Raw genomic sequence first — 23548 nt, 5'->3', positions numbered from 1 at the left:
TGTTTATTTTTTAACAAGTTAAATTACAGGCTTAACGGCAATACCAGCATCAGACACAAGACTTCCCGAAGCATTTTTGGGGTTCTTTTTATTATTACCGAACATGTTGGATATGAGGAAGCCCTTACCCCAGTTTCGAGCCGGATTTTGGCCCATTAACGCATCAGTAATCATATCAACCCCGACAGAAACAACCGGTATACGAATGCTGGTATAATGTAAAAATCCGGATGTTACACCTTGGCCAAATGGCAGTGCTGCCGCATGTGCAGACCTTAAAAGCACATCATCGGGAGTAGTATAGGTTCCAGCCATTTTATCATTAAAAGCCAACATGTTTCTGCTTTTTAGAATGTGCAAAGTTATGAAAAATAGATTCTAAACTTCTGATTGCATAGTGCTCAATGCAGCCAATAGTTACTTTTCGGGCTTTCAAATGGCATCAGGGGCAATTTCTACATTCCTCATTGTGTTATGAATTCCGAAGTAAAAAATTCAGAGCCTGTGTTACACACCTATTTATCAATATTTTACACATAACTTCCAAACCGGTTTGCTGTTCAGAAAAGCCAACCATAAAATTAAACTTATACCTGAACGCATGTTTTACCCGGCTGTTACAGATCTGTTAAAAATTCCTAAATTAATGGCCTGAAAACAAATGTCGCACCAGCTTACTGTTCAGAACAGAAAAAAACTTAAAAATTCGGGCTTATAAGCCTTCATCAATATCTGGTCTGGGTAATAAAGCTACACTAACTTCACAAAAATGAAAAAACTACTCACATTCTTGACGGCAACATGTCTGGCATGCAACATTTTTGCACAAACCTGGCAAGGAACAGGAGGAATAATTCCAGATGATGGCACTCCGGCAATATATCCAATAACGGTAAGTGACTTAAATCCTGCAAGCATTGACAGTATACACGGATTATCATCAATACGTATAAACCTGACTCATACATATGATGCAGATTTGCTGATTGCATTAATTGCCCCTGATGGCACATCAATTGTCCTGAGTGATGGCAATGGCGGAGATGGAGACAATTACACCAACACCATTTTTACCGATACAGCTTTCAGAGTCATCAACCAGGGTAGTGCCCCGTTTACAGGTTATTACAAACCACAGGAGCAAATGGGATCATTAAACAACGGACGCGAAGGTAATGGCATCTGGTATTTATACATCCTCGACAAATTCAATTCCGACCAGGGAAATTTACTCGATTGGGAAATTACATTCAGCGATCATCCCACAGCGCCGTTTGCCTTCACTTCGTCAAACCTGCCCATCATTCTTATCGACACATATGGGCAGGAAATACCTGATGATCCCAAAATTCAGGTGGGCATGAAAGTAATTGACAATGGTCAGGGACAACGTAATTATGTCAGCGACAATCCGGTTTATGATGCTTATGCCGGAATAGAAATCAGAGGATCCAGTTCTCAGATGTTTCCCAAAAAAAGCTATGGTTTTGAAACATGGGACGCACAGGGTGAAGAAGTTGACATTTCAATGCTGGGCATGCCTGAGGAAAGCGATTGGATCCTGAACGCTAATTATACCGATAAAACATTGTGTCGCAATGCATTGGCATATCAGGTATCGCGTAATCTTGGCCATTATGCCACACGTTACAAGTATGTTGAAGTAGTCATCAATGGGATTTATAAAGGAATTTATGTTTTCTCTGAAAGAATCAAGCGCGACGCAAACAGGGTAAATATTGCCAAACTCAAACCCGATCAAAATTCAGGCGATCAACTGACTGGCGGGTATATATTTAAAATTGACAAAACTACAGGTAGCGGTGGCGATGGCTGGATTTCAAATTTTCCGCCTGAGAACCATAACAACGGGCAAACTATCTTCTTTCAATACGAATTTCCCAAGGCCGAAGATATTACAGATCCGCAAAAAGCCTATATCAGCAATTATGTAAACTCATTTGAAAGCACACTTGCCGGGCCTGATTTTGCCAATCCAGAAACCGGGTTCAGGCAATTTGTTGATGAGCTCTCCTTTATTGATTATTTTTTGGTGAATGAAATCAGTAAAAATGTTGACGGCTATCGCCTCAGTACATTCCTTCATAAAGAGCGCGAAAGTTTAGGCGGAAAGCTCAGAATTGGACCTGTATGGGATTATGACATTGCCTGGCACAATGCAGATTATTGCGGCGGTACTGAAGTTGAAGGATGGGCCTACCAGTTTCCTTGCACCGATGATTACTGGCAGGTTCCATTTTGGTGGGAACGCTTGCTTGAAGACACCGCTTTTGCCAATAATCTGAAGTGCCGATGGACCATGCTGCGCGACAATCTGCTCAGTGACAATTGGTTTGACCAATATATTGACAGTGTTGCCCTGTTGCTAAACGAATCGCAGGAACGAAATTTTACTGTATGGCCAATCTTAGGCGTGTATGTTTGGCCCAACCCCTGGCCTTACCCGCCAACCTATGCTGAAGAAATCAGTTCCTTGAAAAACTGGATTCACCAGCGTCTTGCATGGATTGATCAGAACCTGCCTGGTACCTGCAACAGCACCGCAACAGATTTTGCAGATAATCATCAGGCAGCATTCAGCATTTTCCCGAACCCGGCGTCAAATATTTTGTATGTAAAAACTGAATCCAACAATATGAAAGAAATTTCGTTCACCATTTCCGACCCAACTGGCAGGATAATCATCAGCGATATTTACCAAAATCCTGCCAACGGATTCATCGAATGGCATGCCGACATTTCAAAACTCAGTCCTGGCATCTGGTTGATTACCATAAATAATGGACTTAAAGTGCATTCGGCACGATTTATTAAGCAATAAGAGAACTGCAAGTACATTATATTTACAGCGTATTAGTTTTCATTCTGATTCATACCAATGCCATAACTCGTTTTTAAGTATGGCATTATGAATCATAAAACACAAGTTCATGAAACGATTAATCCTACTGCTAATGACGATTACTTCTTTTGCCAATGCCCAAACCAATCAGACTTATCAACTACCGCCTCAGGAAATTCTTGAATTGGTTGATATTAAACCCAGACCTGCCATCAGGATTGATTCGCGCAATCAAACAATGGTAATGCTTGACAGATTGGCTTTTAAAACCCTTGAAGATTTGGCCGAAGTTGAAGTAAAACTGGCAGGTATCCGCATCAATCCGCAAACAAACGGGCAATCAAGAGCTTCATACAATTACGATATCAAAGTCATGAACATTGAGTCAGGCCAATACCTGACTATCAACGGGCTCCCCGGCAAGCTGAAGATTTCTGATTTAAGCTTCTCGCCCGACGAAACCAAAATCGCCTTTACCAACACGCTTTCAAATGGCATTGAATTATGGGTAATTGATTTAAACAGCGGCAACGCCAGCTGTATTTCTCCGCCAAGGCTCAATGGCTCAATGGGCTCAGCTTATGTTTGGTCGCCAAAATCTGACGCTGTATTTGCCTTGATGGTTCCCGAAAACAGAGAACAACTTACCAGTGAGCTGCAATTACCCGAAGGGCCTGCTGTTCAGGAAACCACCGGACGAAAAGCACCTGCAAGAACCTTTCAGGATCTGCTGCGCAATCCTGCCGATGAGAAAAAATATGAATATTACACTCAGGCTGAACTCAAACGCATTGAGATGAATGGCAAAATAACAGACTTCTTACCAAAAGCCATTTACCGATCGGTTTCATTTTCGCCCGATGGCAATTATATACTCGTTCAAACCATCAAAAGGCCGTATTCATATATTGTACCGCAATACAGATTTCCGGTTTCGTATGATATCTACAAGCCGGATGGCAGTTTTCTTCTGAACTTTTACAACCGTCAGCTTGTAGAAGAGCTTCCCAACGGTTTTGATGCCACAGAAACAGGAAAACGTTCAATCAGCTGGCGGTCAGATATGCCTGCAAGTTTGGTTTGGGCTGAAGCTCAGGATGGTGGAGACCCGTCCGTTGAGGTTGCTTTCCGCGATAAAGTTTATCAGTCCGATGCCCCTTTTTCAGGAAATGCGCGCTTTTTAGCCGCCACCAGAAACAGATATTACGGAGCAACCTGGGGCAACCAGAAAATGGCTGTAATTTATGATTACTGGTGGAAAAACAGAAACACCATTACTTACTTTATTGATCCATCAAAAGAAAATGCCGACCCCAAAATTATATTTAATCGCTCAACTGAAGATTACTATGGCGACCCGGGTGATTTTCTTACTAAACGGAATCAATATAACGAAAGAACATTATGGTTCTCTTCAGACGGGAAAAAGCTTTATTTACAAGGCGAAGGTTATTCTCCTGAAGGGAACAAACCATTTGTGGATGAGTTTGACATCAAACAGCTAAAAAGCCACCGTCTATGGCAAGCTGACGGAATTTCTACCTATGAATCAATTGTAAGGGTGGTTGATCCAACAGCTAAAAAGATGATTACGTCAGTTGAAAGCAAGGAGCAAAACCCGAACTTTTTCCTGCGAACAAATCAAAAATTAAAACCACTGACATCTTTTCCCAATCCTTATGCATCGTTTATGGGGGTTAGCAAAGAAAGGGTAAGGTATAAAAGAGCTGATGGGGTAGACTTATCAGCTACACTTTACCTGCCCTCGGGTTACGACTCATTGCGAGATGGCCGGCTGCCAATGTTGATGTGGGCATACCCGGTTGAATACAAGGATGCTCAGCAAGCTGGTCAGATTAAGGAATCGCCCCATACTTTTGTTCAGTTATACTACGGATCACCTGTATATTGGGCAGCCAGAGGCTATGCAATACTTGATGATGCTGACTTCCCCATTATCGGCGAAGGAAATAGTGAGCCCAACGATTCATTTGTTGAACAGCTTGTTTCAAATGCAGCTGCTGCTATTGACTATGCCGTTGCCAGAGGTGTTGCCGACCGCAGAAGAATTGCGATTGGAGGGCACTCATATGGTGCATTTATGACAGCCAATCTGATGGCACATTGCGACCTTTTTGCTGCTGGAATTGCCCGAAGCGGAGCTTACAACCGGAGTCTGACACCTTTTGGGTTTCAATCTGAAGAACGCACATTCTGGGAGGCACCTGAAGTGTATCTGACCATGTCGCCTTTTGTGCATGCCGATAAAATTAATGAACCCCTCCTGCTTATACATGGTGATGCTGATAACAATCCGGGAACTTTTACCCTGCAAAGCGAACGCCTTTTTGGCGCCATTAAAGGGTTGGGAGGCACAGCCAGATTGGTGTTACTGCCATATGAAAGTCATGGATATAACGCCCGGGAAAACATCATGCATATGCTTTGGGAAACCGATCAGTGGCTCGAAAAATACGTAAAAAACCGCGTTGAAGAATAGCGCTGAGTTACCTTAAGAGCATAACAGCCCCTTTTTCGGTTGTTTTGTTCCCGTTGAGATCATTAAAAGTAAGCACCCAGGCATAAAGTCCTGCAGATGCTTCATTGCCATTCACCAGGCCATCCCAGCCTTTGGTCGGGTCGTTGGTTGAAAATACCTGCTGCCCCCAGCGATTATAAATCATGAGGGAGTATGATCCAGCATCAAAAAACCGGAGCAGTGGTTTGAATGTATTGGTTATTGAGTTATCTGAACCGGGCTTAAAAGCTGTTGGTAATTTTACCTGTGTATCAGCAGCAATCTGCACCTCATTTGAACGGCTTCTGACTCCATCATCAATTCTGACAGCTTCAACATAGTATGAAATACTGCTCGCCAAAACGCCTGAAATATTATCGACAAAAACCAGCTGACTGGACGAAAGCAATTCAGGAAAAGCAGCATCTACCACCCCATCAACAACCCTGAATACCTGGTATTCATATGTATCATCCCAGCCTTCAAAGGCATTCCAGCTCAATCTGTATCTGTCATTTCCTACCGGAGCAATCTGAAGAAATATACTTCTGAAAACAGTTGTTGTCGCCAACGGGAAATTGCATGAATCATATGCTGTAATCGTATAATAATAACTGGTGCTGTTAACCTCAGCCAAAAAGTCAGCTACCTCTACCGGATTGGTACCACCCCAGGGAATAATATCAACATTTGAGAGTGAACCGCCATCGGTTGAAGAACGTCCGATAGCAAGTGATTGAATTACATCAGCCGGGTTGGCATTGGCAAAAAGCTCAATGTGATCGTTATTGGCAACTGTAATATAATTCATATCAAAGTTGTCAAGAGATACTGGAGTAGCTGTTATCTCCAATTCGCAACTGGATGATATCTTTCTGTCAATCCCGTTTTCAGCTGTTACTTTATAAAAGTAAGCCACATTGGGATATATCGAATTGTCAGTATAAGTCAGTTCATCAGCTGACACTGTATCAATCAATTGCATAGGGGCACCCGCTTCTCTACGATAAATAATGTATTTTGAAACAGGCGGATCCATATTCTGATAAGCATTCCAGGTAAGCACAGCACTTCTGCCACAGGTTGATTCTGTTTCGCCTGATAAAACGATATTGTTATGAGGCTTGAGGTAATTTATATCCCCGTCGCTTTCATTACCACAAATGTCTACGGCTCTTACTGCATAAGTAAGAATGGTGTTACAAGGATCAATAAGCGTTGACGAAGGATTGTGTATAAATTTATTACCATTGGTTACAGGAAGGTTCCCTATGATGTTCCATGGGCCACTTGCGTCCTTTAGTTCAACAATATAAGAAGCAACATCAGGCGAAGTACTTGCAGCCCAGCGAATTTCGGCCAAACCGTTATTCATCGTTACATATGATAAAACAGGATCCTCGGGTGGGTTATCATCTTTAAACAACCCACTGGCAATGGTAGAAAATGAATTACAGTTGCTAGACCCGACAGCAGCATCATTGTATTCAATTTTATAATACACCTGTGTATCGTCCATGCAAAACTGAGAACCATTCAGAATATCATCGTAATTAAGGTCTGTTGTGGTGCCAACATCATTGAAAATTACACCATCTAATGAGCGCCAAATTGTATAGTTACCGTTAAAAGCCGCATTGATCCTGTTCCATGAAAGCCTGGCAATGCCTTTCTGGTCACTCACATTCGAAACATCAAGCTTAATGCTGAATGCATGGAGAGATTCGTCAGAGAGCTCTTCCGGTATCGGGGGGCTGTTACTTTTAAAAGTTTTCAAATAAACTTCGTAGCCATCAGAAAGGGCATTGGTAACCGGCACCTGGGTACTTATGATTGAAGAGCCTATATCAAATGTACCTCCTGATAAATCAACAAGATTTTTATAATAAATCCTGATTCCATCAAAACTGCCGGGTTCAACAGTCCACGATACACTTATAGAACCATTATTCACAACGGAAATACATTTTACTACCGGTACCGGCAGTGCTGCTTTCGCCTGACCGGAAATCAATAAAAGCAATGTAAAGCCTATAAACAGAAGGAAAGAAGCTATATTTAAAATTACTTTTTTCATGCTGCAAAGTTATAAAAATCAAACATGCCCGATTAAATAAACTCGTTTCGCAATTAATTATTATGCCATTCTGTTTTTTAGAAAAGACAACACAGCATAAATAAAATGATGCGGAAAACTTTAAATACCTGTAAAGGCCGGCTATGCTCACATATACCTGTATGTCAATATCATAATATATATTATGACATTATCTGTCTAAAAGCCTTGCCGATAAATCAGGGTTTAAAAAAATGCTTCATCAGACCCTGTTTAAATAAAATATATCTTTGACACAATTTCCGATGGACGATAGGGATTCTAATCGGAAGAACTCACCAAAAACGAACCAAATATCAAGCAAATGAGATCTTTTTTCATTACCATATTTATGGTAAGCCTGTTTTATTTTACCGGTCAGGCTCAGCAAGGAGCACAGAGTCCTGCCACTGTAGGAGAAGGCACGCTTATCGGAATAAGTAAGCCTCTGAAAGAGTTGCCAGCACTGACACAGCAAGAGTTTGACGAAATGGTAGCCAAAGCCAGCGAAAAACTTCTGAACCCAAAACTCAGAAACCGCACCTTCCCCTATGCCGAAACAGCACTGCCTAAAGGGCCAGATGCCGTTTGGCAAAAAAAAATGGGCAAAAGTGGCGGTGTTGCTTCTGAGCCTGTTGTAAGTTTTAATGGTCAGACATCTCCTTATTTTCCGCCTGACGATAATGGTACTGCCGGCCCTGACCACTATATGCAGACCGTAAACTCTACTTACGCTATTTATACGAAAACAGGCACCAAACTGGCTGGGCCAACCAACATGAATTTGCTTTTTGGAAGCGTACCAGGTGCAAATTGCAATGATGGCGACCCTATCATTCTTTACGATGAAATGGCTGACCGATGGATGGCTGCAGAGTTCTCGTTATGTGGCTCGCCTGACAGAATGTTGGTTGCTGTTTCAGTAACCAATGACCCAACAGGCGCCTGGTATCAGTATTCATTTAACATGACCGGAATGCCTGATTATGAAAAGTTCGGAATCTGGCGCGATGGCTATTATATGGGAACCAATACCGGAAATGGGAACGACATTTATGTATTTGAACGTGAGGTCATGCTTTCAGGAGGAACCAGCCCCAAAATGGTAGCTTTTAACAACCCATGGAGGCCTTCGTCCATTGATGGTTTTATGATGGTTCCACCTTTAGATAATGATGGTCCCGCTGCACCAGAAGGTGAACCCGGACTCTTTATTGCATTTAACGATGATGCCATTGGTGGAGGAAGCGACCAATTATGGCTATACGAACTTGATGTTGACTGGACAACAACATCAAACTCAACATTTAACCGCGTTCAGCAAATAGACGTTGCTCCATTTGACAGTAATTTTGGCAATAACTGGACCAACATTAAACAGCCTAACACAAGTCAAGAGCTTGATGCTATTCCCCAGGTTATCATGAATGTTCCTCAGTATCGCAATTTTGGTACTTACCAAACAATCGTATGTTGTCATACAGTTGATGTGGATGCAACCGACCATGCAGGGGTTCGTTGGTATGAACTGCGTAAGACAACGGGAGACTGGTCAGTCAGGCAGCAGGGCACGTATGCCCCTGATGAACACTCGCGCTGGATGGGAAGTATCATGATGAACGGAAGCGGTGAACTCGGCCTTGGATATTCAATTTCAAGCAGCAGCGTCTTCCCGGGCATTCGTTTTACTGGACAAACTGCCGAAGCATATGCCAATGCAACAGGAATAATGGATGTTCCGGAGGGCTTAATTTGGGAAGGAACATCTTCGCAAACTGGCGCTGAAAGATGGGGCGATTATTCACTGCTTTGTGTCGACCCTGCCGATGATGAAACATTCTGGTACACCAATCAATATAACAACAGCGGCAGAAAAACCAGAATAGCAGCATTCAATATCGGCCCTTTGGGCCCAAATACGAACTTTATTGCCGACAATACACTTCCATGCCTCAACTCAACGGTTGCTTTTACCGACCTCACCACAGCTGCCCCGGCAACATGGGAATGGACAATCACCCCGGGTACTTTCATTTACGTTGAAGGAACAAGCTCAACATCACAAAATCCAAAAGTTCAGTTCACTGCCTTTGGTAATTATGATGTAAGTCTGACAGCCACTAACGGCGTAGGTTCTGATACTGAAACCAAAACCGCGTATATTTCAGTGAATGAGGCAAATGCGGAGTTTAGTGCCAGTTCATTAACTGTTGTTATTGACAACGCTGTTAGTTTTAGCGATGAATCAACCTGTAACGCAACCTCCTGGTTGTGGGATTTCGGAGCTGATGCATCACCTCAAACAGCCACCACACAAGGACCCCACATGGTAACCTACTCAAGTGCAGGGCCAAAAACCATTTCATTAACAGTAAACGGCAACAATACCAACACCAAAACCGATTATATTAATATTGTTGGCGATGCATTTGTGATCAGCAATACAAGCCTTACTACCTGTAACGGAACATTTTCTGATCCGGGAGGACCAAACGGAAATTATGGCAATAATCTTGATTATACCATGATATTAAACGCTTCGGTACCTAATCATCAGATAAGTTTGAATTTCAGCGAATTCAGCTTACAATCGAGCACCAATTGTGCAAGTGATTACCTTACCATTTATAATGGCAATAATATTTTGTCGGCCAAAATCGGAACCTGGTGTGGCACCGATTCTCCGGGCATTATTACATCCGACAATGAAACAGGCTCTCTTACAGTTGTATTTCATTCAAATCAAAGTTTTAACTCAACCGGCTGGGTGGCCAGTGTGAGTTGTGTAAGCCTTGTTGAAAACCCAGTCGCTTTTGATGCTACAGTTGCCGGCGAAACACAAATAGACCTGAGCTGGACAAAAAATGCAGCCAGCAACAATGTACTGGTTGTCTGGTCAACCGATGGTGTATTTGGATCGCCTACAGCCGGCACTACGTACGCTGCTGGTGATGTTTTTACTGACGGAGGAACCGTTTTGTATACAGGAGATGCCACATCATTTAATCACAACGGATTGGCTTCCGGAACAACTTATTATTACAAAGCATATTCCATCGACAACGACCTTAACTATTCAGGAGGAATAACAGACGATGCCACTACAGCTTCAGCACCTCCTGCCCTTTCGGTGAATCCTTTAAGTCAGCAGGTGTCTGATGTTGCAGGCTCTACCGGGTTTGAAATATCAAGCAATGCAGGCTGGACAACGCAGAGCGATGCTGAATGGTGTAATGTAACCTCAGGTGGTCTTGGAAACGGAATTTTAACAGCCAGTTATACTCAGAATTTAATAGCATCCGAACGAACCGCTTATTTAGCAGTTGCGGTTGAAGGACTTGAACCGGTGGTTGTTACTGTTGTTCAGGCCGGTGCATTACCTGTACTGAATGTAGAACCGGGAAATTTTGACGTGGACACACTTGCCGGAAATGTAACATTTAATGTAACCTCCAATGCTGCCTGGACTGCTTCAACTGAATCAGGCTGGTGCACTTTATCCGCATCAGGCAATGGCAACGGAAGTATTTCTGTTGACTACCAGCAAAACACCTGGGCTGCATCACGTATTGCATCCATCATCATTAATGTTGAAGGATTAGAGCCTGTTACAGTTACAATAACCCAGGATGCTGCAATGCCTGTGATAACGGTAACTCCTGAAAATATCAATGTTGATGATTTTGCCGGAAGCGTTAACTTTGACATTGCATCAAATACAAACTGGACTGCAACAGCAGATTCAGCATGGCTTACTGTAACTCCATCGGGAGCCGGGGATGGAACGCTGGTTGCCACTTATCTCCAAAATCCTTACTATGCCGAACGCAAATCAACCATTTCGGTTGTTATTGAAGGCAGAGGGCCACAGTTGGTTACAGTAACTCAGGCGAGCTCTACTCTGTCAACAGATGAGTATGCTGACAAGGGATTTCGCATCTATCCGAATCCTACCAAAGGAGTTTTCGTACTTGAAGTTGACCCCAAACGTTTTCCAGCAATGGAAGTTCAGCTGATTGACCTAACCGGGCATACAATTTTCAGAAAATCATGTTCTGGTGAAAACCGATACAGCTTTGATCTTTCAGACTACACAGAAGGCACTTACAGTTTCCGTATAAAAACTGAAACCAGTCTGATAACCAGAAAAGTAGTTGTTATAAAATAAGAAGCATTGACTTGGAGCAAAAGGGGGATGGCATTTAAACCATCCCCCTTTTCAATTTAAAACATTATCGTGCTTTACAATCTGATAATCTTGACATTAAATAAGCGTCAAACATGAAAATGATTTTTATTATGCCATCGATGCCGTAATATTCTTTTTATACCTTTGCACCACTTCCGGATAACATTTCCGGCATGAAAAAACATAAAAACTGAGTAGTTAATTGCAACATCACAACAATAAATAATAAACATATTGCTACCATGAAAAAGGATAAACAGGTTTTTGACCTGATTAAAGAGGAAAAAGAACGCCAGATGCATGGCATTGAGCTTATTGCTTCTGAGAATTTTGTAAGTCAGCAGGTGCTTGATGCAATGGGTTCAGTATTGACCAATAAATATGCTGAAGGATATCCCGGAAAAAGGTATTACGGTGGATGTCAGATTGTTGACCAAACCGAACAGTTAGCCATTGACCGCGCCAAAGCTCTTTTTGGAGCCGAATGGGCCAATGTTCAGCCACATTCCGGAGCACAGGCCAATATGGCTGTTTTAATGACTGTACTGAAACCAGGCGACACCTTTATGGGATTGAACCTGGCACATGGCGGGCATCTTTCTCATGGCTCTCCGGTAAATTCATCAGGTATTCTTTACAACCCCGTAGCTTACGGCGTTGAAGAAGAAACCGGGATGATTGATTATGACAAGATGGAAGCTGTTGCACTGGAAACAAAACCAAAACTCATGATAGCCGGTGCTTCAGCCTATTCACGCGACTGGGATTTTAAACGTATGCGCGAGATTGCTGACAAAATCGGAGCATTACTGCTTGCTGATATCGCTCATCCTGCCGGACTCATTGCCCGCGGCCTGTTGAACGACCCGATTCCTTATTGCCATTTTGTAACCACAACTACACACAAAACCCTCAGGGGACCACGCGGCGGGCTCATTCTGATGGGAAAAGATTTTGAGAACCCATGGGGACTTAAAACTCCTAAGGGTGAAGTGAAGATGATGTCAGCACTGCTCGATTCTGCTGTTTTCCCCGGCATTCAGGGCGGACCGCTGGAACATGTAATTGCTGCAAAAGCTGTCGCTTTCGGAGAGGCACTTTCCGACGAATTTATGGAATACATTATTCAGGTAAAGAAAAACGCACTGGTAATGTCCAAAGCTTTTGTTGACAAAGGTTATCATGTTATTTCAGGTGGCACCGATAATCACCTGATGTTGATCGACCTGCGCTCAAAATTTCCTGAACTTACAGGCAAAGTAGCTGAAAATACCCTGGTAAAGGCTGATATTACCATCAACAAAAACATGGTACCTTTCGATAGCCGCTCTCCATTCACCACTTCAGGAATCCGTGTTGGAACTCCGGCTGTTACAACCCGTGGCCTGAAAGAAGAACATATGCCAGTAATTGTTGACCTCATTGATGAGGTATTGAGCAATATTGACAATGAATCGGTGATTGAAAATGTACGCGATAAAGTCAATGAAATGATGGGCGAATTTCCCTTGTTCGCCTGGTAATTTAATTTTTTAGCAGCAGAAAAGCCATCCACAACGGATGGCTTTTCTGTTTTATAATTAATTGAATCAGGTCTGCAACTAAGCCTTAATCAGGCAAACATAATTGCATTAATACTATTGCTTAACAATCTTCAATGATGTTTCAACTCCGTCAGCAATGAGTTTCAACAAATAAGTACCCTTGGCCAGATTCAGCTCTTTGCCTGAAATACTGACAGAATGTTTCCCTTGCGACAATTTACCGCCAGCCAATTCCTTTATCAATTGTCCGTTCATGTTAAATAATGACAAGCTTACACCTGATTCTTTCCCAAGCTCAAACTCAATGGCAATTCTGTCGCTGAACGGATTAGGGAATGCATTAAAATTGTTTTCACCTGCCAGGCTGTTAAGTGCAAGTACAGAACCAGGCTGGCTAATCATAATATCATTGTAGGCAGCCTGATTAGAAACTGTCATATTTCCATCGGGCATGTGAAATGTCTTGCTGATGAGCGCCATTATAGGATATGGATTCTCATTTATATACCAGCGATAAGTAAGCATTTCAACATCTGTGGATTTGTTATTCACTGTTTCGGTGAATATTTTGGTTTCTTTTACCCTCAACACATTGTCATACGAAACATCACCGGGCAGAAGCAGCGAGCCCAGCCCATCAGCTTCAATTTTGTAATTGCCCGATATTATCCCGCTGTTGCATTCGTTGGTAAGAGTCCCATGGTAATCACCCTGAAAAGAATTCCCATATGAAAATGGAAATTTCATTTTTACAAAGGGCACATCATATACGATAAGGGTCTTTTTATCGGCCGATAAAAATCCATACTGCTCAATTCCCTGCTTAGAAACCTGAAAGAAAAAATAATTTCCGAACTCCTGAACAACTACATTAGCTTGCTGAAAATAAGAAGCGTAGTCAGAATATCCGGCTTGTTCAGCACTGCCTTCAAAATCGCTCTTAAGTTGCAATGCAGTAAAATCCCAGATTACATTTCTGCCGGAAGATCCAGCCTCCATATAATCAGTAAGTTTCATCGCATTCTTTGAATCAGCTTCAATTGCATGTGTTTCATATTTCAGAACAGTCTGACCAATTGCACCAGCCACAAAATAAAAAGCCAAAAGTGTAAAAAGTGCTCTTCTTATCATAATTGGATGTTTTTTTCGAGATAAAATTAATGATTTAAAGCAACTCTTTCCATGTTCAGATTTTTTAATCCCGAACTCTTGGTTAAACGAATTGATTGCTTTGGTTATAGATCGCATAAATCCCTCAAAAGTAATTCAATCATCAGAAAACTAATCAAAATAAATGAGCCTGAAAAAGCCTGTCAGACAACCGGAGCTTACTTTGCAGGTATAAAACATCATAAGTCAACGATTTAAAAAAACAAATGGACTTCGGCCTGGCAATACTAAATCATCCTGAAAATAATTACTTTTATGGCTGTGAGAAAAAATCCTATTATCTGCATTGGTGCAGCCTTGATTGACGAAAGTTACATTTGTCATGCGCAACCTGTAAGAGGAACTTCGAATCCGGCTGCTTATTACCGTTCGGCTGGCGGAGTAGCCCGCAATATTGCCAGCCATTTGTCATTGCTTGGCCATCAGGTTGAACTTATCACTCATTTTGGCTCTGATCCGGGAGGCAAATGGCTCATGAATGAATGCCAGTCATGTGGCATTGGAATTACACACGCTATCATCAACGATTTTGAAACAGGGCGGTTTGCAGCTGTTCTTTCGCCTGATGGCGATTTGTTTGCAGGAGCCGTATCCACTCATTTTGAGGAACAGATCAATCCTGACTTTCTCCGGCAAAAGACAGATCTTCTCAAAACAGCTTCTCTTCTTCTGATTGACACCAATCTGAATGCATATACTTTAAAATGGCTGCTAAACTTTAGCCGAAGCGAGCAAATACCATGCATTATTGAACCGGTATCAGTGCCCAAAGCAGCCCGGCTTTTACAAGCCGACCTTCAGGATGTGTTACTCATCACACCAAACCGTGATGAAATGCTTGCCATTTCGGGAAACCATGCTGAAACAAATACAAATGCACTCATCAGCGGAGTTCTTGAAAAAGGTGTAAAGTTTATTTGGATACGAAACGGTAAGCATGGTTCAGGTATCTTTGCAAAAAATTACAGCTACAAACTGGACGCTCCTGTGGTAAATGTTACAGATACAACAGGTGCAGGAGATGCAGGATTGGCGGGATGGATACATGCCTGGCTAATGAACCGTAGCATAGAGGAATGTGTGCGCTACGGACATGCCATGTCAGCCCTTGTTCTTGAAGTTAAAGGTGCGATGCGTGCCGATCTTAATTTTGATTTACTGGAGGAAACTTATCTTAATTACAAATAATTCACATGAAATCAGCAGATTACCTCAACATACACCCTGAAGTTAAAGCAGCCATCTCCGATGGAAAACCCGTGGTTGCGTTAGAATCAACAATCATTGCCCATGGCATGCCTTACCCCCAGAATATTGAAACGGCCTTGGAAGTTGAAGCTATTGTAAGAGAAAATGGTGCTATTCCTGCCACAATTGCCATCCTTGAAGGCAAACTATGCATTGGGTTAAACCCATCTCAGCTGGAAATGCTGGGCAATGCAGAAAATGTATGGAAAGTAAGCCTCCGGGATATGCCCTACGTTATCAGTCAAAAGATTCAGGGAGCAACCACAGTAGCCTCTACCATGCGTATTGCATCTATGGCCGGTATCAGGATTTTTGTGACCGGAGGCATAGGAGGTGTTCACCGGGGTGCTGAAACCAGTATGGACATATCTGCCGACCTGTTCGAAATGGCGCAAACAAATGTTGCAGTGATATCGGCAGGGGTAAAATCAATTCTTGATATCGGTCTTACCCTTGAATACCTCGAAACAGCAGGCGTTCCTGTGGTTACTTATGGTCAGGACAATTTTCCGGCTTTCTATTCACAAAACAGCGGATATATTTCCCCTCTTCGTCTTGATTCTCCCTCCGCCATTGCTGATATGCTCCGCGCTAAATGGGAACTCAATCTGAATGGTTCGGTATTAATTGCCAACCCGATTCCAAAGTCAATGGAAGTCCCCTTTTCAACAATGGAAACTTACATCAAAACTGCCCTTGAGGAGGCAAATAAACAAAATATTACAGGTAAAAAAATTACGCCTTTCCTGCTTAAAACAATTGCTGAGCAAACAGGAGGCGAGAGTCTTGCTGCCAATATTGCGCTTGTTAAAAGCAATGCAGCCCTGGGTGCAAAAATTGCATGCAGTTATGAAAAGCCCTTCGCCTGATGATACTATTGACTCCGACTGATGAGCAAAAGAGAAGCGTTGCCATCCACCCATGACGCGTTAACCTCTCGTTGATTTCTATAACAATCAATGGTTGCAATAATCAGATCGTAGTTCCTGAGGTTGTCATCCGTTTCAGGGAAGCGGATATGACGAATTTCTGTATTTACAGCTGATTTATCTGATGAATTATTTGATAACAAACAGGTATAATCAACATGACACTGCGGATTAAATCCGCGGGCAAGCATCTGCATAAAATTATCATCTTCAGATTCCATAATAATCAATACAGACCTGATTTCTTCAAACCCCTTGTCGATAAGCAATCCCACATTGCATTTCACTTTATCAAAGAAATACCGGGCTTTCCCCCCAGTTTCATCCTGGCTAAGCAAAGGTCTGGAACTGCCAACTACTAATAAATCAAATTTGCCCCGGTTGGCAGTTTTTGAGATTTCCTGTGTTACATTCTCTGCTGTGCGATAAATTGTTTTGACTTCAATTCCTGCATGAGCAGCCACCTTTTTTACATGGCGAAATGCTTCTTCTTCAAACAATCGGGCATTTTTAATAGAAATTTCAGTATTGGGTGTCAGGTGCAGGGCTGATAGTTTTAACCTTTTTTTTCTGTTTCCAAACAAAGCATTCACCATCATGGTCAATTTACCTCCAGCTTCTGAAGGGCCAAAAGCAATGAGCACCCTGATTGTAGACAATGCAGCACTTTCATCCTCTGGCCTTTTAAACAGAAAGTTGATAAACGCAATGGCCGGACCGGTCATAAAAGTGGTAATCAGCGCCATAAGTACTAAAATGGTAAATATTTCGGGAGAAAGTACGCCAATATCATAGCCAATATTTAAAGCAACAAGTTCAATTAAACCACGGGTATTCATAAGTGCACCAATGAGAAGACTATCCTTCCAAGCCTGGCCGGTATATCTGGCGGCCAATGCACTACCTGCGAATTTTCCTGTAACAGCAACAGCAACCACCAACAGACCGGTGAGCCAAAGTGAAGCGTCGTTCAATAAACCAATCTGGGTTCGTAGTCCGGTATAAACAAAAAATAAAGGAAGCAATAAAACCAGACTTACATCCTCAATCTTTTCGGCTATAATTTGCTTAAACCTCACATTATCGGGAATGATAACGCCTGCCATAAAAGCTCCAAAAAGTGCATGAATGCCAATTACTTCTGTAATGTAGGCCGACAAAAGCATGGTGCTGAGGACAACTGCTACAATCATTTTACTAACAGTCTCTCTGACAGTATATTTAAGCGCGACCTTATTCAGGAATGGCCTGATAAAGAACAACATTAAAACAATATAAAGCAGCGATAAAAATATGGTAAACAAGGCACCACTCACGGCTGAAGCATTGGCAATAGCCACTACCAGGGCCAAAATTCCCCAGGCAGTAATATCATTAACGGCTGCGCAGGTAATAGCTGTCATGCCCAGGGGTGTGCGGGTCATGCCTCTCTCCTGCACAATGCGCGCAAGTACGGGGAAAGCAGTTATACTCATTGCAATGCCCATAAACAAAGCGAAAGAAATAAAACGGGAGCCTGCCGGAGCGAATGATTCGAAAAGGAAATAAGCCAATCCGGCCCCCATCACAAATGGTACTACAATACTCGTGTTGCTGATAAAAACAGCAGCCTTTGCTTTCTGTCGCAAAAGTCCGATATCGAGCTCCATTCCAATTATAAACATAAAAAGAATAAGTCCTATCTGGCTGAGTATTTGAAGGTTTCCGAGAGACTCAACAGGAAAAAGAAAAACGGTTGCTTCAGGAAAATAAAGACCTAATAAGGATGGGCCTAACAAAATACCGGCCAGGATTTCGCCAATAACAGTAGGTTGGTTGATGAGCGAAAGCACCCACCCCAGCACCCTGGATACCAATATAATAATCAGAATCTGAAGAATTAATACCGAAAGCGGGTGATGCAAATTAATCACCTCATGAAAATTAAAAATACCGGAAGAACCGGAGGAAGTTTTGCTGACCAGTGATGCCAGCCCTTTATTGTGTTCAAAAGTTTTTCCGGCCTGTAAAATCAGCCACAAAAGCACAGCCACAACTGCGATAATCGCAATGTTCAACCATGAACTGCTGAGTTTTCGCCTTTCCCTGAAAGCCTTCACTTGTGTTTGGGTGTTAAGCAGTAAAACAAAATTGTGAACTGATAATAGAAGATTGTAAGGAAAAACAAGGAAATGCTATTCAACTATGGCATCATCAGCCCCCAGGCTTTTAAGTATCGAATTAACTTCCTTATCGGTGGAAGTAAGTTTATTGCGGCAGATTTTGATTAACTCAGCTGCACGTTTAACTTTTTCCGATAACTCATCCACCCCGATAGAGGCATTTTCAATGTCAGAAACTATGGTTTCAAGTTCAAGAATTGCTTCGGTATAAGTAATAGCTGGGCTCATGTTTAATTCAATTCTTAGTACAGTACAAAAGTAAGCAAGATTTGCTGTGTTTGAATAAACACTCTCAATAATGAATTAAATACTAACAAAGTCGCAACTCTGCATTCAGGCATTAAAAATTCAGCTTTGTAATCGAAAAAAACAGCAAAGAAAAAACGAAAACAGCCCATTGCTTATCACCCACATAAACTTCCTTTGTATCAGAATGAGCAGCCTGTTAATCAGCCGGAAAGACCTGACCCTGTTCAACAGTTTTAATACCGGTAACAGTACTTTCAATCATTTCATGCATAGTTTCAGTCACCAGGCTGGCACCTGCTTCAACCGGATTATCAGCTCCGATGGCCTTTCCCTTGAAGCGGGTGATAGTAAAACCACGTTTAAGCACATTAACCGGATCGAGCAATCGTACCCGTTGCTCCAGGCTATCAAGATTTTGCGATTGATTTACGAGTAAGTGCCGATGATAAATGCCCAGTATTTTCTGATGTTCTTTCAGTTTTACCCTATTTTTGAGCAACAGCTGAACCGGTTGCATGACAAGTGACGATTCGTAACGGCTGAGTGCTATGCGATGATTAAAGACCGCCACATTTACCGACTCCCTGATATCAAGCGCCATTTGACCGAGCGTTTCCCGCTCATGTTCTAAAAATGCTTGTCCGGCCTGAAAGAAGGCACCGGTTGATTTTTCAAACTGCAGATACTCATTTGCAAGCATCAACCTTGCACTTTGGCTTAATGCAGATGCAGCCGTTTGAATTCTCTCGTCAAAGTTGCGAAAGCTCTCAATAAGAAAATGTGCTACGTCAGTTGGGGTTATTTTATTCACACAAGCCACCATTTCTACCACAGTTTCATTGGTTGAATGCCCGATGCCTGTGATTACCGGCAAAGGAAACAATGCCACGTCACGCGCCAAATCATAATGATCATAACAGGCCATCCCAACTTCGTCGCCTCCGCCCCTGATAATTAATACAGCATCATACTGACTGCTGACAGATTTTATTCTCTTTAATTGTTTTCTGATAGATTCAACGGCTCCATCACCTTGAAGAAAAGCAGGGAACAAATCTGTAATAAACTGATAACCTGACTGATTATTGTTCAGGGTAACCATCAAATCATTATATCCTTTGCTTGTTTCGGCAGAGATGACAGCCACATTTTTGAGCAACAATGGCAGCGGAATCAGCTTATTAAGCTGAAAAATGCCTTCTCTTTTCATCCGCTCAATGGAAGCCATTTTCTCCCTGGCCATCTCACCCAAAGTATAAAGGGGCTCAATATCAATAATATTGAGCGAAAGGCCGTGTTCAGAAGTAAATTTCACGTAAGCCTGAAACATGATGGCAATTCCTTCACGCAAAGGCTCTCGCGTCACACTTTCAAACTTTTGTGAAATCCTGAACAGATCGTCTCGCCAGATAATACTGCGCATCTGCGATTTTACCTTCCCCTCATACTTCTCAACCAAATCAGGAAAACAATGGCCAGATGCAGGATAAAAGTTCAACTTTGAGATTTCTGCCCTTATCCAATATGGCGAAGCATAGTATTTGCTGAACATGCGCGCAATACTTCCTGTAATATCTGACAGGGTATAAACCTGTCGTTCATGGAAGTTTGTGTCATCTTGGGGCATCTGCATCTGAAATGTATTGAGGAATCGGGTCAGAAATAAGTTCAAATTTACAGAATAAAACAATCGGGCACGGTATCCGGCATCAGAACGCAAACTTTAATTTTGAAAGGAAACCCCGCGAAGTATTACATAAATCAAATCACTACACCCTCTCCCTTTCTGAACAATCTCTGATATTAACTGCCATTTATATTATTTAATTGTTAATTATAATCAGGCATGGCCAAACAATCAGTTATTGCCCTAATTTTGAATGTTTCACATTATTTACCGGAACCAAACCATTAAATATGAAAACATTATATCTAATGCGTCATGCAAAGTCGTCTTGGAAGCAACTTGAGTTAAATGATCTTGACCGGCCGCTGCTTGAAAAAGGGCTGAAACGGACCCGGATTATTATTACACAGCTTCAGGAAAGAAAAGCCATTATCGACTTCATTATCAGCAGTCACGCCGTAAGAGCTGCAGAAACTGCGGCAATTATTGCCCACGCTTTTCATGTTGATGAAAACAACATCAGAACAGAGAAGAAAATTTATTCGTCCGATTCTGACAATTTTCTGGATATTTTCTTCGACTTGCCCGTAAAGGTTTCTCATGTAATGATGGTAGGCCATAATCCCGCAATTACTAACTTTGCGAATAACTACCTGGAAAATAAGATAGATTACCTGCCTACATCAGGAGTTGTGGCCATAACTTTTGATACTGATCAATGGGAAAATCTGCCTGAAGCTTCCTATAAAGTAGAATATATCATTTTCCCAAAAATGTTTCAATAAGCTTTTATTACAAGTAAACAACTGAATCACATTTACTTGCCTGCTCTGTTTCGGATGCAGAAATGACTGAAAGAAAACGACTATGAATAAAGCGGTAAAAAAATTTGTAAACAGAGAACTAAGTTGGTTAGAATTTAACGGCCGTGTGCTTCAGGAAGCCGCAGATGAAACCACGCCACTTATTGAGCGCGTGAAATTTTTGGGAATATTCTCAAATAATCTCGATGAATTTTTCAGAGTGCGGGTAGCCACCTTAAACCGCTTGGTTGACTACAATAAGCGGAATAATGATTCGCTGATGGCAAACCCGCGCCGTACCCTCAAAGAAATAAACAAAATAGATGCCCAGCAACAAAAAGAATTTGCCCGTATTTTCAGAAAATTGGTAAGAGAACTTGCCCATGAAGGCATTCATATCATAAATGAGAGAGGACTTTCAGAAGAGCACGGCAGTTATATCAGGCGATATTTTAACGACCACGTCAGATCGCAACTTTTCCCCATCATGCTAAGCAATCTGAAATCCTCATCGCTCATCGATAAATCCATTTATCTGGCCATCCGTCTTGCCCGGTCGAATGAACCCGGTAATGAGCAATTTGCAGTCATCAGGGTTCCCGCAGGGCCATTGTCGCGTTTTGTCATACTCCCTTCCGAAGGAAAAGACCAATACATTATTCTTCTTGACGATGTGATAAGATATTGCTTTGGCGAAATATTTTCGATATTCGGCTATGATACTTTTGATGCCTATACTTTTAAATTTACGCGCGACGCAGAACTCGACATCGACAATGATGTTTCGAAGAGTTTTCTTGAAATAATGACCGAAAGTCTGAAACAACGCAAGCTGGGAGCACCTGTAAGGTTTATTTACGATAAAAATATGCCGGCAAAACTACTGGCAACACTCAAACAAAAGCTTGACATCAACGAAACAGATACATTATCTAAAAGCGGCCGTTATCATAACTTCAAGGACTTTATGTCGTTTCCCAATATTGGTCGTTATGACTTGTTATACGCGCCAACCAAGCCTTTGGAACACCGAAAACTACCCAAAAACGAGAGTATTCTGAGGGTTATGCGCGAAAGAGATATTTTTCTGCATTTTCCGTACCAGTCTTTTGGGTACATCATTGATTTATTGCGCGAAGCCTCAATTGACCCTCAGGTAAAATCAATAAAAATGACTCTTTATCGCGTAGCACGCGATTCCAATGTAATTAATGCTTTGATAAATGCTGCCCGAAACGGCAAATCCGTAACTGTATTTATGGAACTTCAGGCACGATTTGACGAAGAAGCCAATATTTACTGGGCCGAAAAAATGCAGGAAGAAGGAGTTAAATTAATTCAGGGAATTCCGGGATTTAAAGTGCACTCCAAACTGCTTCTTATACGCCGCCGCGAAGGTGATAAAAATACATATTACGCCAATATCGGGACTGGGAATTTTAATGAACAAACAGCCAGAGTATATGCTGATGACAGCCTGCTAACCTCTAATCCATCAATTACTGCTGACGTCAACAGTGTATTTCAGCTTTTCGAAAGCAAGTATAATCCCCCCAGGTTTAATAGCCTGATAGTTGCCCCATTTCATATGCGAAACTTCTACCTCAGGATGTTGAACACTGAAATAAAAAATGCCAAATCAGGCAAAGAAGCCTGGTGTATTATCAAACTGAACAACCTGGTGGATGATAAAATCATTCGCAAAATATATCAGGCTGGAATGGCCGGAGTAAAAGTTCAGATCATATGCCGTGGCACCTGTACAGTTGTACCGGGCGTTACGGGACTAAGCGACAATATTGAAGTTATCAGTATTGTCGATAAATTTCTGGAGCATTCGCGTGTTTTCGTATTCTGTAACGGAGGCGATGAAAAATATTACATCTCCAGTGCCGACTGGATGGTTCGCAACCTTGACAACCGAATTGAGGTAGCATGCCCGGTTTATGACCGCAGTTTGCAACAGGAACTAAAAACAATGTTACGCATACAACTTAAAGACAATACCAAGGCACGCATAGTTAACCATCAGGAGCCTAACTTTTACAAAGATCAGGACAAACTGCCCCGTTTCAGATCGCAGATTGAAATATATAAATACCTGAAAGAATTATAAACACAGGATGCAGCAGTCAAAACGCTGAAGCACCA

The 23548-nt window shown here is 42.0% G+C and carries 14 protein-coding genes; 8 read left to right on the top strand and 6 right to left on the bottom strand.

Features of this window, described 5'->3' with window-relative positions; genetic code table 11:
* Positions 1 to 18 precede the first annotated feature (18 nt).
* Positions 19 to 336, bottom strand: a complete 318-nt coding sequence (locus tag H6541_04915; GenBank protein MCB9015116.1) for a hypothetical protein — start codon at positions 334 to 336, stop codon at positions 19 to 21.
* A 433-nt stretch (positions 337 to 769) separates the two neighbouring features.
* Between H6541_04915 and H6541_04910 the strand changes: the two genes are divergently transcribed.
* Together H6541_04910 and H6541_04905 are read left to right on the top strand one after the other, a co-directional pair.
* Entirely contained in the window at positions 770 to 2842 is a 2073-nt protein-coding gene (locus H6541_04910) for a CotH kinase family protein (GenBank protein ID MCB9015115.1), read from the top strand.
* Between the two features lie 109 nt (positions 2843 to 2951).
* A complete protein-coding gene (locus H6541_04905; GenBank protein ID MCB9015114.1) occupies positions 2952 to 5363 on the top strand; it encodes a prolyl oligopeptidase family serine peptidase in 2412 nt (803 codons plus the stop codon).
* A gap of 7 nt (positions 5364 to 5370) precedes the next feature.
* Here H6541_04905 and H6541_04900 read toward each other — a convergent pair whose 3' ends face one another.
* Positions 5371 to 7458 carry a gliding motility-associated C-terminal domain-containing protein gene (locus tag H6541_04900; protein MCB9015113.1) on the bottom strand — a complete coding sequence of 696 codons (2088 nt, stop codon included), beginning with the start codon at positions 7456 to 7458 and terminating at the stop codon, positions 5371 to 5373.
* A 343-nt stretch (positions 7459 to 7801) separates the two neighbouring features.
* On the opposite strand from H6541_04900, the gene H6541_04895 reads away from it, so the two are divergent.
* Positions 7802 to 11644: a PKD domain-containing protein gene (locus tag H6541_04895; protein MCB9015112.1), complete on the top strand. Its 3843-nt coding sequence runs from the start codon at positions 7802 to 7804 to the stop codon at positions 11642 to 11644.
* Positions 11645 to 11907: 263 nt separating this feature from the next.
* Complete coding sequence (locus H6541_04890; GenBank protein ID MCB9015111.1) at positions 11908 to 13188, top strand: serine hydroxymethyltransferase; 1281 nt, start codon at positions 11908 to 11910, stop codon at positions 13186 to 13188.
* A 114-nt stretch (positions 13189 to 13302) separates the two neighbouring features.
* Here H6541_04890 and H6541_04885 read toward each other — a convergent pair whose 3' ends face one another.
* Positions 13303 to 14340: a T9SS type A sorting domain-containing protein gene (locus tag H6541_04885; GenBank protein ID MCB9015110.1), complete on the bottom strand. Its 1038-nt coding sequence runs from the start codon at positions 14338 to 14340 to the stop codon at positions 13303 to 13305.
* Between the two features lie 294 nt (positions 14341 to 14634).
* Between H6541_04885 and H6541_04880 the strand changes: the two genes are divergently transcribed.
* Together H6541_04880 and H6541_04875 are read left to right on the top strand one after the other, a co-directional pair.
* Positions 14635 to 15567, top strand: coding sequence for a carbohydrate kinase family protein (locus H6541_04880; protein MCB9015109.1), 933 nt, complete (start codon positions 14635 to 14637; stop codon positions 15565 to 15567).
* Positions 15568 to 15572: 5 nt separating this feature from the next.
* On the top strand, positions 15573 to 16496 hold the full coding sequence (locus H6541_04875) for a pseudouridine-5'-phosphate glycosidase (GenBank protein MCB9015108.1): 924 nt from the start codon (positions 15573 to 15575) through the stop codon (positions 16494 to 16496).
* Positions 16497 to 16501: 5 nt separating this feature from the next.
* Here the strand turns inward: H6541_04875 and H6541_04870 are convergent, their stop codons facing one another.
* The 3 genes from H6541_04870 to xseA form a co-directional block, all read right to left on the bottom strand.
* Positions 16502 to 18655, bottom strand: a complete 2154-nt coding sequence (locus tag H6541_04870; GenBank protein MCB9015107.1) for a cation:proton antiporter — start codon at positions 18653 to 18655, stop codon at positions 16502 to 16504.
* 75 nt (positions 18656 to 18730) lie between these two features.
* Positions 18731 to 18946 (bottom strand): exodeoxyribonuclease VII small subunit, encoded by a 216-nt coding sequence (gene xseB / locus H6541_04865; protein MCB9015106.1) that lies wholly within the window; start codon positions 18944 to 18946, stop codon positions 18731 to 18733.
* Positions 18947 to 19163: 217 nt separating this feature from the next.
* Positions 19164 to 20600, bottom strand: a complete 1437-nt coding sequence (gene xseA, locus H6541_04860) for an exodeoxyribonuclease VII large subunit (protein ID MCB9015105.1) — start codon at positions 20598 to 20600, stop codon at positions 19164 to 19166.
* A 284-nt stretch (positions 20601 to 20884) separates the two neighbouring features.
* Between xseA and H6541_04855 the strand changes: the two genes are divergently transcribed.
* Both H6541_04855 and ppk1 read left to right on the top strand, forming a co-directional pair.
* Positions 20885 to 21379, top strand: a complete 495-nt coding sequence (locus H6541_04855) for a histidine phosphatase family protein (protein MCB9015104.1) — start codon at positions 20885 to 20887, stop codon at positions 21377 to 21379.
* Between the two features lie 82 nt (positions 21380 to 21461).
* Positions 21462 to 23513 carry a polyphosphate kinase 1 gene (gene ppk1 / locus H6541_04850; protein MCB9015103.1) on the top strand — a complete coding sequence of 684 codons (2052 nt, stop codon included), beginning with the start codon at positions 21462 to 21464 and terminating at the stop codon, positions 23511 to 23513.
* Positions 23514 to 23548 lie beyond the last annotated feature (35 nt).

It is taken from the genome of Lentimicrobiaceae bacterium (assembly GCA_020636745.1).
Lineage (GTDB): Bacteria > Bacteroidota > Bacteroidia > Bacteroidales > Lentimicrobiaceae > Lentimicrobium.
Note: the sequence above shows the minus strand (reverse complement) of the source record. Positions and strands in the feature narration are given on the sequence as shown.

What these genes read in the sequence shown, in the direction of transcription:
- H6541_04915 (MCB9015116.1), bottom strand. Translation starts at nt 336, where the DNA reads ATGTTGGCTTTTAATGATAAAATGGCTGGAACCTATACTACTCCCGAT.
- H6541_04910 (MCB9015115.1), top strand. Translation starts at nt 770, where the DNA reads ATGAAAAAACTACTCACATTCTTGACGGCAACATGTCTGGCATGCAAC.
- H6541_04905 (MCB9015114.1), top strand. Translation starts at nt 2,952, where the DNA reads ATGAAACGATTAATCCTACTGCTAATGACGATTACTTCTTTTGCCAAT.
- H6541_04900 (MCB9015113.1), bottom strand. Translation starts at nt 7,458, where the DNA reads ATGAAAAAAGTAATTTTAAATATAGCTTCTTTCCTTCTGTTTATAGGC.
- H6541_04895 (MCB9015112.1), top strand. Translation starts at nt 7,802, where the DNA reads ATGAGATCTTTTTTCATTACCATATTTATGGTAAGCCTGTTTTATTTT.
- H6541_04890 (MCB9015111.1), top strand. Translation starts at nt 11,908, where the DNA reads ATGAAAAAGGATAAACAGGTTTTTGACCTGATTAAAGAGGAAAAAGAA.
- H6541_04885 (MCB9015110.1), bottom strand. Translation starts at nt 14,340, where the DNA reads ATGATAAGAAGAGCACTTTTTACACTTTTGGCTTTTTATTTTGTGGCT.
- H6541_04880 (MCB9015109.1), top strand. Translation starts at nt 14,635, where the DNA reads ATGGCTGTGAGAAAAAATCCTATTATCTGCATTGGTGCAGCCTTGATT.
- H6541_04875 (MCB9015108.1), top strand. Translation starts at nt 15,573, where the DNA reads ATGAAATCAGCAGATTACCTCAACATACACCCTGAAGTTAAAGCAGCC.
- xseB (MCB9015106.1), bottom strand. Translation starts at nt 18,946, where the DNA reads ATGAGCCCAGCTATTACTTATACCGAAGCAATTCTTGAACTTGAAACC.
- xseA (MCB9015105.1), bottom strand. Translation starts at nt 20,600, where the DNA reads ATGCAGATGCCCCAAGATGACACAAACTTCCATGAACGACAGGTTTAT.
- H6541_04855 (MCB9015104.1), top strand. Translation starts at nt 20,885, where the DNA reads ATGAAAACATTATATCTAATGCGTCATGCAAAGTCGTCTTGGAAGCAA.
- ppk1 (MCB9015103.1), top strand. Translation starts at nt 21,462, where the DNA reads ATGAATAAAGCGGTAAAAAAATTTGTAAACAGAGAACTAAGTTGGTTA.